Origin of the sequence: Bacteroides sp. A1C1 (assembly GCF_004328515.1) — a bacterium.
Classification (GTDB): Bacteria; Bacteroidota; Bacteroidia; order Bacteroidales; family Bacteroidaceae; genus Bacteroides; species Bacteroides uniformis.
In genome coordinates this window covers 4,051,284-4,063,569 of sequence record NZ_CP036491.1, presented here as the reverse complement: position 1 = coordinate 4,063,569, position 12,286 = coordinate 4,051,284, and the positions used below count along the sequence as shown (strand labels likewise).

4 protein-coding genes are annotated in these 12,286 nt (G+C 42.4%); all 4 read left to right on the top strand.

The window, feature by feature from the left end:
• The first annotated feature begins 3 nt into the window (after positions 1–3).
• From brxC to brxL, 4 genes are read left to right on the top strand one after another with little or no spacing between them, the layout of a single operon-like run.
• Positions 4–3,645 carry a BREX system P-loop protein BrxC gene (gene brxC / locus EYA81_RS16790; RefSeq protein ID WP_131226118.1) on the top strand — a complete coding sequence of 1,214 codons (3,642 nt, stop codon included), beginning with the start codon at positions 4–6 and terminating at the stop codon, positions 3,643–3,645.
• A gap of 15 nt (positions 3,646–3,660) precedes the next feature.
• Positions 3,661–7,584, top strand: a complete 3,924-nt coding sequence (pglX, locus tag EYA81_RS16785) for a BREX-1 system adenine-specific DNA-methyltransferase PglX (protein WP_131226116.1) — start codon at positions 3,661–3,663, stop codon at positions 7,582–7,584.
• 14 nt (positions 7,585–7,598) lie between these two features.
• Positions 7,599–10,079, top strand: coding sequence for a PglZ domain-containing protein (locus EYA81_RS16780; RefSeq protein WP_117964428.1), 2,481 nt, complete (start codon positions 7,599–7,601; stop codon positions 10,077–10,079).
• A 3-nt stretch (positions 10,080–10,082) separates the two neighbouring features.
• Positions 10,083–12,233: a BREX system Lon protease-like protein BrxL gene (gene brxL / locus EYA81_RS16775; protein ID WP_131226115.1), complete on the top strand. Its 2,151-nt coding sequence runs from the start codon at positions 10,083–10,085 to the stop codon at positions 12,231–12,233.
• The last annotated feature ends 53 nt before the right edge of the window (positions 12,234–12,286 follow it).

Here is a 12,286-nt window from a genome sequence, read left to right as displayed (position 1 = left end):
GACATGAATACCATAAAAGAACTATTTGATTCGTCCAAGGACATCAATCGCCGAATTGAAAGTGTTGTCACTTTTGCAGATAATAGCGAGGAGAATCTAAAAAACGAAATCAATGAATATGTAGTAACCGACAAGTTGCACGATAACTATGAAAAGGTTATCGAAGAATTGGAGTCTGCATTCCGTGATTCTTCCAACGAAGTGGGTGTTTGGGTATCTGGATTTTATGGTTCAGGTAAGAGCTCATTTGCCAAATATTTAGGCTACTCCTTCCAGCAGTCATTAAAGGTGGATGGTATTAGCTTTGGTGAAAAACTGATGAACCGAATTCAAGATAATGCACTCAAGACCTTGCATCGTGCGGTTATCCAAAAATATGATCCGCTGGTCATTATGATTGACCTTACCACCGAAGCTACAGCTGGTATTACATCGACCGTGAGCGATATTATGTATTACGAAACGTTGAAGCTCATAGGCATCAAAGCTACCGACCCTAAACTGATGGATTTTATTTCCATTCTTCAAGAAGAGGGTAAATATGACCAGTTCTGCGAATTGGTCAAAGCAGAAGGGAAAGACTGGGAGGTTATTCAGTCAAAGAAGTTGATAGCCAATAAATATGCTGCCAAATTTGCGCCAGTCATACTGCCTGAATATTTCTCCTCTTCAGAAGAGTATAACGCTATCAAAGTTGAATCCGTTGAGAATGAAACCGATCGCTTCAAGCGACTCTGTTCATTGGTCAAACAAAAATATGGCAAAGAACGCATTATCTATGTCCTCGACGAAATTGGACAATACGTAGGGGGCAGTGAAGATTTGATTCGTAGTATGCAGGGAACCATGCAAATCCTGAAATCTCAATTTAAAGGAAATGTTTGGCTCATCGGTACTGCTCAGCAGACATTGACTGAAGACAACCCTCATGCACAAGTCAACTCTGACAAACTCTTTAAGCTTAATGACCGTTTCCCCATCAAGGTTGATATAGAAGCTGATGATATTAAGGAAATCATCACAAAACGACTGTTGGGAAAGTCTCCTCAGGGAAAAGAAGTGTTGACCGACCTATTCAATCGCAATGAAGCATCCATTAAACTAGAAACGCGGTTAACCAATATGGATCGTTCGTTGTATATGAAGCCATTGACCTGCGAATTGTTTGCCAATCTCTATCCCTTCTTACCCGTTCATATTGATATCTTGCTGGCTTTACTTCAAAAGCTGGCAAGCCGAAGTGGTGGCTCCGGTCTTCGTTCAGTCATTCGATTGATTAGAGACTTGTTGGTAGATGGCCATTTGGCAGAATGCCATTTAGGCAAGATGGCTACGCCGGATTTATTCTATGATGCTCTTCATCCGTATATGGAGAAGAATCAAGACTTTCGCGAAATTGTCATTTCCGCTAAAAAAGCCATCGAACTTTATAGCAGCAACCCATTGGCTGTGAAAGTATGCAAGACGATTGCCATTATGCAATTGTTGGACGACTTTTGTTTGTCGTTCGACAATCTCTGTTCCTTACTGTTCCAACAGATTGGCCATCCATTGAGCAAACCGGAACTTCGTGCTTTACTGGATGAAATAAAAGACACTGCCGGCGTTACACTCCAAGAAATTGATGGACGTTTCCGATTCATGACCAATGCCATTCTTAGCGTTCAAGATGAACGTTCCAGAATAAATGCAACTGACTCTGATAAATTCAAAGTCATGAAAGAGTTGGTGCATGATATTCTATCCCCGGCACCATCTGTTAGTATTTATGGCTCGAAGACGATTAGTGCAACGGTGGAATTATGCCGTGGCAGACAGAATCCTGTGTTGATTCCGGGAGGTGACATCAAACTAAACGTTCGCTTCGTGGACGCCAGCGACTTTGAGAAAGTGCATAACGCGCTCCTCACTGAAAGTACGAAAGTGGAAAATAAGCAGACCATGTTTTGGGTATGCACCTTGCCTCAGGACATAGAACTCTTGCTAATTGACGTGGTGAGAGACGAAACCATTTGTAATAACCATCGGCACGATACTAATAAGGAAATCCAAGACTATCTGCGTGCCCAACAAGCAGATGCCGATAAGAATCGACAGGAAATTACACGCATTTTGCGTCAATCACAAAACAACAGCGAAACCATCTGCAAGGGTTCGCCTACATCTGTAAATGGAGAAACTTACAAAACGCAAGCCTTGAAGAATTTTGCCGAACAGGTTTATAACAAATATCCTTTGGCTTCGCGTAGCATGTCAGCTTCTATTGTTAGTGATTTATTGGCTTATGAAGATTCTACCAAGCTGCCTGAATCGCTCAATCCATTTGGCATTGTAGGCGATAACGGCGTTATAGAAACCGGTCATGCCGCGTTTGCTGAAATAAAGGATTATATCGCCTCAAGCAATGATGCTAACGGCGGACAACTATCCGACCACTTCAGCCGTGCTCAGTATGGCTGGAGCAAAGATACTATCCGTTATTTGGTAGCATTGATGTTGAAGGCAGGCATTATCGTAGTAAGAAGTGGTGCTCAGTCATTTAAAATGTTCACCAAGAATGCTGCTGAAGCCATGAAGAATAATACGTCGTTCAGCCACCTTGGGTTGTCTCTTAATACAGATGCTCACTTAAAGCCGGCAGAAATGATGATGGCTATGACTACCCTGAAGGAATTGTACAACCCGCAAGGATTGTCTCCTATTCCGGCCAGCATAGCCAAAATATCATTAAAAATCGCCACGCAACGTCGAACAAAAGTGGAACAATTGAAGGACACTTTTGAAAAACTGAAAATGGCTGGAACATCTACTGTTAGTCAAGCGGTGAATTATTTGGTTAAGATTATCGACTCAGAAGGTGCCGAAGCACCTTATCTCTTTGCCAAAGATAAAGCTTGTGCCGATGCATTAAGGTTTGTCAACCAGGTGTTCAAAGCGGAGGAACAAGGAAAGGTTCTCACTTCTATCAAGAAAATCCAAAAACGACTGAATGATACCCAACGCTTGCCGCAACTTCCCACATTGGAAATATTGAAGAATCAATTGGGAGAAGATGAACAGGCCTTCAATGATATTATGCTCGATCCAATCTGTTTTAATCACACTTCAGAATATGCGGATTTAGCTTCACACATTGACAATGAAATTGAGCAGGCTTGCATGCACTTCTATACGGAGGCTACTCTCTTCATCAATCAGAAGAACAGCGAAATTCGTGGTTCGGAAGATTTCTGTTCATTGAAAGAGGAACAGAAGCAAAGCATTGAAGTCTTGATGAGTAGAATTGCTATTCAGGAGGGTAAAACGCTCGAACTTTTGCAGGAAATGTGCAACCAATTTACCGCTTTCTACGCTCCTTTAGGTCTATTCGATAGTATTGAGCGAAAAGTGAAAGATTTTGTAGCAGCCAACAAACCGGCCGTTACAACGCCTGCTGAGGACGATGATTCCAAACGCCCCAATGAAAGCAGTGACGCAACTGATGCCGAAAGTGTTACAGGAGCTAACGAACCTACAGTCGTTCGTCGTCAGATTAAGCGTCGCCTTACTCAGCGACAGGATGTTGAGTCACTTATTAACGAGTTGACCCGTCTATTGCCTCAAATGGATGAGGGCGTATCAATCGACCTCTCTTTTATTGACTAATCAAAACTTCTAGTTATGATTTCTACATCAGGACGCAAAATATTAATGCAGTTTGTGAGTGACGTCAAGACGTTGCTCACAAACAACATCATATCTTCTCTGCAGCAGCATTATGGTATTTGGGCTGACGGCCGGGTTATTCCTGTCAGCCAACTGACTACAAGTAATGCGGATATCATTTATCGTGCTCGCATGCTTCGTGGCCGTTTGCAATACATCAAAAACAGCCTTCCTGCAGATAGTACAGATATCGACAAAAAAGCAGTGCAACAGCTCACAGCCGAACAAGCGTTCACCATATTGAATCGTTTTTGTGCTGTACGCATGTGTGAAGAACGTGAATTGATTATGCCCTCTATCGGTGATGGCTACGATTCTGACGGCTTCGTCAGTTATGATATGGTAACCGGACAAGGCAGCGTGGGCTCCCGTTACGAACGTTACTGCTGGTATATCCAGTCACTCTACGATGAATTGTCTATCGAACTTCCATCGGTTTTCGACCGCTATTCTCCTTATGGATTGATATGGCCGGATGAAACGACATTGACCAAACTCTTCGACTTAATCAACAATGAAAATCTTACGGCTTTCTATGATGACCAGACGGGCGAAACGGTAGACTTCTGGAGGGAAGACGAAACTTTGGGCTGGATTTTCCAGTACTATAACTCATTAGAGGAACGTCGCAAGATGCGTGATGAGAGCAATCGTCCGCGCAATAGTCGAGAAATGGCGGTGCGTAACCAGTTTTTTACGCCCGATTATGTCGTGCGCTTTCTCACAGATAATTCCCTGGGCCGTATTTGGTATGAAATGACCGATGGTAAGACTTCTATTACGGATTTATGTCAGTATATGATTCATCGGCCTGACGAGGTGCTGACGCCACGCTTTATTAAGGAACCGACCGAATTATCCATGCTTGATCCTGCTTGTGGCTCTATGCATTTTGGACTATATACCTTCGATGTTATGGAAGCCATCTACATGGATGCCTGGGACAATCAGCCCGAATTGTTGTCGCAATATCGCTACACGGAAACCCGGGAATCTTTTGCTCGCTTGGTTCCCAAACTTATTTTGGAAAACAACATTTATGGTGTGGAAATAGATCCTCGTGCCTTGCAGATTGCCGCTCTTTCGCTGTGGCTCCGTGCTCAACAATCGTGGAGTAATTTGGGCATCCCTCGCGAGGAGCGTCCGGTAATTGAGCGTTCACACCTGGTATTGGCTGAGCCGATGCCGGGCAATAAGCGTATGCTCAAATTGTTGACCGAACAATTGGATAAACCCATGCAACGCTTGCTGATAAAGATATGGGACAAGATGAAGTATGCCGGCGAAGCGGGCTTACTCATTAAGATGGAGCAGGAAATACAGGCTGAAATTGAAGATTTACGCAAGAATTGGAGTGAAGTAAATAAGTATGTAGATGCCAGTTTATTTGATTCGGAAGAAAGGATAAAAGAAATTGGCGCTGTAAACAGAAAACTTCATGTTCTTAACAATAAGAAGGAAGCCAAAGAAGCCTTCTTTGCTACAGTTGTGGAGAAGCTACAAGAAGCATTGCACACGGTTTCTTCTCATCTGTCGGAAGAAGAAGGCTACGAAAATACCTTGTTTGCCAATGATGCGGTACGCGGGTTTGCTTTTATTGAATTGTGTCAAAAGCGATACGATGTCATTCTGATGAATCCGCCTTTTGGAGAAGGATCAGAAAGTACAATTGACTATTTAGACACCCATTATTCCTGTTGGTGCAAAAACCTTGTTTGCGCTTTCTTCGATCGTATGCAAGAGTTATTGATCAATGATGGGCTTGTTGGGGCTATCTTTGACCGTACTGTACTCATTAAATCCTCCTACGAGCCATTCCGAAAGAAAAATATTTGTGGTTATATTTCGGCTTGTGCAGATACTGGGTGGAATGTTTTAGATGCTAGTGTAGAAACTTCAACACTGGTATTGTCTAAAACTCCTTCAGAAAGTAGAGAAGGGGTATTCTTTGATGTGCTTGATGATGAGCCTGCATGTAAAGCGGAAATGATCAAACAATCAATTGACACATTAATCTGCGAAAAAAACAATGGCAATACATTCATTTGCAATTCAGCTGAATTTGCGACCCTCCCTAATTCCATAAATGGATATTATTTTGATAATAAGATACTTGAAGCCTTTGAAAGGAAATCTATAGAAAATAGAGGGTTCTATGCAATGCAGGGAATTGGTTTTGTTTCCTCAAGTCATTTTCGGATTTTTTATGAGTTAAGAAATCAAGTAAACTATAAACACATGTACAATGGCAACTCCTATAGTCTATTTTACACAACTTATTGCGACATGACCAATTGGGAAAATGATGGAGTTTATGTAAAAGCTCATAAATCTTATAGAAGTTCCAATTTAGGCAGCCAATTCATCCCTGGTGTATGTTATGGAGAACGAGGAGATATTCTAGACATGCATTTCCTTAAATCAAACATGTTTTTTACAAAGGAAGGATTATCAATTGTAAATTTAAAATGGAATGAAGCATTGGTTTTAAATTCGATGTTTAATTCAATATATGGACAATATTTCTTAAATTTATATTCAGGACAACATAAATGGACAGGTTATACCAATCTCCTCCCCATGCCCGACTATGCTAATCGCCAGTCTGATATCGAGCGCATCATTACTGAAATCATTGACATCAAACGCTGGTGGTTCAGTTTAGATGAAACCAACCTGGAATATCATGGTTTGATTGCACAAGTTATGCATGGTCACCATTTGGGAGAAAGTTTAGATCAACTGCAAGAAAAGCTTACTGCTGATTATACCCGCTACCAAGAGTTAGTGAAAGAAAACGACGACTTATGGATGGATTTGGCAGAGATTGAAGCAGACAGTAACTTCAGAGCCACGCTTAATGCCTATAAGAGTCGCCGTCCTTATGAAGAGCTACTCTCCATCGATGGTGCTAGTAACGGGAATGTCATCAACAAACAAGTGATGGCACAAGAAATCGTCATGGAGTTGGTTGGCATGGCTTTCGGCAGATGGAATATCCGCTATGCAGCCCAGCCCGAAACCATTCCTCCCTTTGGCAATGTATTCGACGCCTTGCCCTTTATGCCAGTAGTATCGTTCCAGTCTGAAGAAGCGCAGCTATATCCGCTTACACTACCGACTGACGGCATTCTGATAGGTGATGATCAGCATCCTGACAGTTTGGTAAAGCGCGTGCAGGAAGTGATGCACAGTCTCTGGAAAAATGATGCAGATGAAATGGAAAGCGAACTCTGCCAGTTAATAGGTGTAGATAGTTTGCAAACTTATTTGGAATCGCCTAATGGTTTCTTCGATTACCATTTTAAGCGCTATACCAAGAGCCGCAGAAAAGCACCTATCTATTGGCCGGTTTCATCACCGGAGGGCGAAATTACCCTTTGGGTGTATTATCCCCAACTGAGTAGTCAAACACTGCCTCACTTACTCTTGTTGTTGAGCAAAGAACATACCGCTGCACAAAGCGATTTAACTGCAGCTCAACTGGCTAACGATAAGAAACGAGAGGCTGCCTTGCTAAACTTGATGGGCGATATACGCACATTGGAGGCAGAACTCCAACAATTGAATGACCTGCCATATAAGCCCAATCATGACGATGGTGTTCCGGTAACAGCAGCACCGTTGCGCAATGTGTTCCACCACAACGCATGGAAAAAGGAATGCCTGAGTAATTGGGAAAATCTACAAAAGGGTGAATATGACTGGAGTCATTTGGCTTATGCCCTTTATCCGGCTCGCATCCGAAACAAAGCGAAAAAGGATTGGTGCATGGCCTTGACCCATGATCTTGAGGAATTGTGCGAAAACAAGCCCAAGGAAAAGAAGCCAAGAAAAAAACGCAGCGAAGGACCAACGATGCAATTGTTTGACTTATAAACACTTCTATCTATATGGATATACAAGGACATATCATAGATGTTTGGATTGGTAAAACCAGCAAGGAACATCCCATTATAACCATTTATGACCCCGAGGGCAAATACTATTCGCTTTTGCCTTTGGTGGCAGAGCGAGGTGTACAGGTAATCGACACCACCCGAGAGTTGATTCATCATAGAGAAGCGGCTTGTGACTATTGGATGAACGAGTTGGCTCAAAACGAAGATGCGCGCCTGCTGATCTATCGCAAATCAGCTGTCCCCAAAGATAAAAAACGGGTGTATGACCCCTTTATCGGAATGACGCAAATTGGTGCCCGCTTTCCCATCGGTCCCAATGACTCCTATATCAATCTGTGCAAAAACTTCCTTCACGGAAAAACAGAGGCTATTGATGAATTGTTTAAGAATGGCACAGCCAGCTTTGCCAACATCAATGCCCTGCAAGAGGGTGTAAATTATCCGGAGCTGGAGACGCTTACCGGTGGTAAAAGCATGGTAGAGATTACCTTGAATCTCTTGGCTTTAAATGAGATAAACAGCACTGCATGGATGAGTGAATGGAAGAGCTTCGGTGAAAACCATTTGCCCGGATTAGACAGTAATGGAATTACGTTGAAGGATGTCAAGCAAAAGCTATGGCAATACTTGCTCTTCAGCGAATTCGTGCACGACCTGCCCGGAATTTTGCCTGCGGAACTCAACACCGTGGCTAAATGCCCGAAAGAGAACATGGAGAGCATAAACAACCTCTGTCAAAGCATCCGCAACCGTACCGATCTTCGTGACGAATATGTAGAACAGGCTCAGGCTATTACCAGTCGTTTACATCTGGATAGTTTGTTTGCTGATGCGATTGATTTAGGTAAAATAGTAACATTTGCCTTTGAAAACAAGGTGGAGTTCAATATCTATTTGGACCATCTGCACAAAGGTGAATACACGGAAGCCACGTTATTGGTAGCAAAAAACAAAAAGAGCGTTTGGTATCAGGCTAATGCCGGTGTGGCATTATTCTGGAATTTAACCGACCAATGTGAACGAATGATGCAGTGCATTCGCCAGCCTTTGGGCGATTTGGATAGCTTGAAGGATTTTGTCCTGTGGTACAGCGAAGAAGGCTATAAGGTTGATTATGCCTTCCGCCGTTTTCAGACCATTCTGACCGGTTCGGATGTTGACACACCACAGATAAATGAATTAGCGCAGTTTGTATATCGTAACTATCGAAACTTTACCGAACAAATACAGAGTCGTTATCAGAAACTCATTGAAGAAGAAGGCTATCCAATTGCAGGCATCAACTGGAATATACAAGCTTGGAACAAGGGAATTGCACCCCTCCTAAATGCCCACAAACGAGTAGCCATCATTTATGCCGACGCTTTCCGTTTTGAGATGGGTAAGGAATTGGCTCAAAGCCTGGAAAACAGTTATACCGTCAGCATACAGCCTTCGGCCGCTTACGTCCCTACGGTAACCAGATTTGGCATGGCTGCCTTACTTCCTGACGCAGAATCAAAGTTGCAGTTGGCTGTTGAAGATGGTAAACTGCAGCCTTATCTTGAAGGGAAAAAGGTAGATTTACCGGCAGATCGAATCAGCTATATTGAAAGTAAAGTGCCTGCGCATGTTAAGCTGATGGATGTACGATCCGAGGATTTCCTCTCAGCTAACGTCACCTCGGATGTGAATTTGCTTATCATTCGCAGCCAATCAATCGATGCTGCGGGAGAGAATCTAAACAGTGTAGGCTATTCTGAAATGGAAAGTGAAATGCGACTGTTTACCAAGTGTATCCGTGCTTGCAAAAATTCAGGTTTCGACAATGTCGTCATTATGGCCGACCATGGTTATATGGTACAGCCCAAATACCAGGCTGGAGACAATATGAGCAAGCCTGTTGGTACCAGCGTAATGAACGAACGCCGTAGTCAAGCAGGTGATCTGAATGGGAACGAAAATTCATGGCTCTATACTCCTGAGCAAATCGGTGTGCATAGCCAAGTCTATCGTTTTGCATTTGCCAAGCAATATGGCATCTATGAAAAGAATAAGATCTATTTCCATGAAGGTTTGTCGCTGCAGGAAAACATCGTTCCCATCCTGACTGTTCAATTGACAGAAGAGCGCAAAAAAGATGCTTTCCGTCTTGAGCTGACTTATAAAGGAAAGAACAGTGGCATTGTACGTGTTAATCGTCCGCTCATCGAATTAAACTTTAGCGGTGTGGATTCACTTTTCCGCCCTGAACTGTGCATTGTCAAGATGGTAGTAACCGATGCATCCGGAAAAGAAGTGGGTCGTGTGGTTGAATCGACATTCTATAATGAGACAACAGACTTGATTGCAATTCCAAGTGAATGCGACAAGTGTAAGCAACCCATAGAAATTAACGAAGGCGTAGAAGGTGATATCATTGTGATGGCCCTTGATCCAGATACCAATGTGACATTAGCTTCTATTCAATTACAAACTGAATTTGATTTTTAAACAATGGACAGACTAGATATAAAGCTCAACGAATACTTCCCTGGAAAGGTCGTACGAAAGGATTTACTGCATGAAATCAAACAGACTGTAAATGTGCCTTCATTCGTACTGGAATTTCTTTTGTCACGTTATTGTGCCTCGGACGACCCAGATGAAATTGAGGAAGGTAAAAAAGCAGTGTTGCAAATCATCGAGAAGAACTACGTAAAGCCCGATGAAAGCAATAAGGCTCAGGCTATTGTGGAACAAAAGAAGCGCCACAAGTTTATTGATAAGATCCATGTGAAATATGTGGAGCGAGAAAAACGTTATTGGGCCGAAATGGAAAATTTCGGTTCCAAACGTATCGCCATCAATCCGCAGTTTTATCAGAAAAACGAAAAACTGCTTGAAAGTGGTATCTGGGCTGAAGTCACATTGGCTTACAATGAAGTGCAAGAGGATGACTATGCCTTCTATGTAGAAGATTTGCGCCCCATCCAAATAGCACGTTTTGATGAACAAAAACTGTTTGAAGGCCGTAAAGGATTCACTACGGATGAGTGGATAAATGTTTTGATACGCAGTATCGGTATCAATCCGGACTGGTTGGCAGAACGTAGCCGCTCTCTAAAGGGAGACAAAGATGGCAAACGACTGAAATTCCATATCTTGTCGAGATTCATCCCATTGGTACAAAACAATTATAACAGCATAGAACTGGGAGGTAGAAGTACCGGTAAGTCGTACTTTTACTCGGAGTTCTCTCCCTATTCCACCTTGCTGTCCGGTGGTCAAGCCAGTACTGCGACATTGCTGTACAATAATCAGCGTAAACAAGTTGGTGCAGTGGGATTTTGGGACAATGTGGCTTTTGACGAAGTAGCCAACATGAAGATTAAAGATGCCGATACCATTCAAATCATGAAGGATTATATGGCAAATGGACGCTTCAGCCGAGGACAGGAAGTGACCGGACAGGCAAGTTTTGCTTTTGTCGGTAACTTTGACTTGAACATACCCACTATAGTCAACAGCTATGATCATGACTTATTGGCCACTTTACCCAAGGCATTCGACTTTGCTGTTATCGATCGGTTCTACAATTATATACCAGGCTGGGAAATACCCAAGATTGACGATTCTGCCTACAATAACAACTATGGCATGATTTCTGACTACCTGTCGGAAGTCATGCACTACCTCTTTGACCACAACAGTGACTATCTGCCCATATTGAATAAATATCTCAAAGTAGGTGACAATGTAGAAGGCCGTGATAGTCGTGCGCTTCAAAAAACTGTACTTGGCTTCTTAAAACTCATTTACCCCATAGGTGAACCTACGCCTAAGGAGTTTGATGAGATTGTAGCGTATGCTCTAGAAGGTCGTCGACGTGTAAAAGAACAATTGAATAAGCGTAAGCCTGATGAAGAATACGCTCGCATCAATATGTCGTATATCAACAAAGATGGAGAAAAAGTTGTGGTATGGTGTCCGGAAAGTAAAGATTCAATGGTTACACAGGATCCTAGAAAGACTGGGGATGTAGAAATTGTTATTGAAAAACAACCAGCAGCCTTTAATCCTCATAAATCTAAGAGCACAGAAAAAGAAGCGGTATGCCAGAAAGAATGTTTGCAAGAATTTACACCTGTACAAGCGACAACTGCACCTAATACAATAATAGACAATGATCCAAAGCCCAAATCGCTTGCTATTCGGTATGGAGATACAGGCTACAGCTACGATAAGCTATTTGCTGATTACTTGGAAGGGGCAAAGGTTATCGAACTGCAAGAGCCCTACCTATCACATGGATATCAAATGCAAAATCTAACTCGCTTTATTGAATCCATTGTAAAAATAGGTGATTGTAAGAAGATTATACTTACCACCAAAATGGGTGAATCCATTGATGAAACACAAAAGATTCAAGATGGGCTGGAACAACTAAAGGCGGCTCTGCAAGATACTGGGATTGATTTTGAATTCACATTCTCAGATTTAATTCATGCAAGGTACATCATCACCGACAACGGATGGAATATCTCCCTTGACCGCGGCTTGCATATCTATCAAAACATTGGTCGCAACTTCTATCTTATGGGCTATTATGACTTGGATTTACGCCCTTGCTTGGAAACAAAAATTGTATATACTAAAGTTGAATAAATATGTGTTCAGATAATGAAACAACGCAAGATTTACTTGGTTATCAGGTTCAT

Bases quoted from the DNA above. Each gene is read 5' to 3' on its own strand.
- brxC (WP_131226118.1), top strand. From the start codon at position 4: ATGAATACCATAAAAGAACTATTTGATTCGTCCAAGGACATCAATCGC.
- pglX (WP_131226116.1), top strand. From the start codon at position 3,661: ATGATTTCTACATCAGGACGCAAAATATTAATGCAGTTTGTGAGTGAC.
- EYA81_RS16780 (WP_117964428.1), top strand. From the start codon at position 7,599: ATGGATATACAAGGACATATCATAGATGTTTGGATTGGTAAAACCAGC.
- brxL (WP_131226115.1), top strand. From the start codon at position 10,083: ATGGACAGACTAGATATAAAGCTCAACGAATACTTCCCTGGAAAGGTC.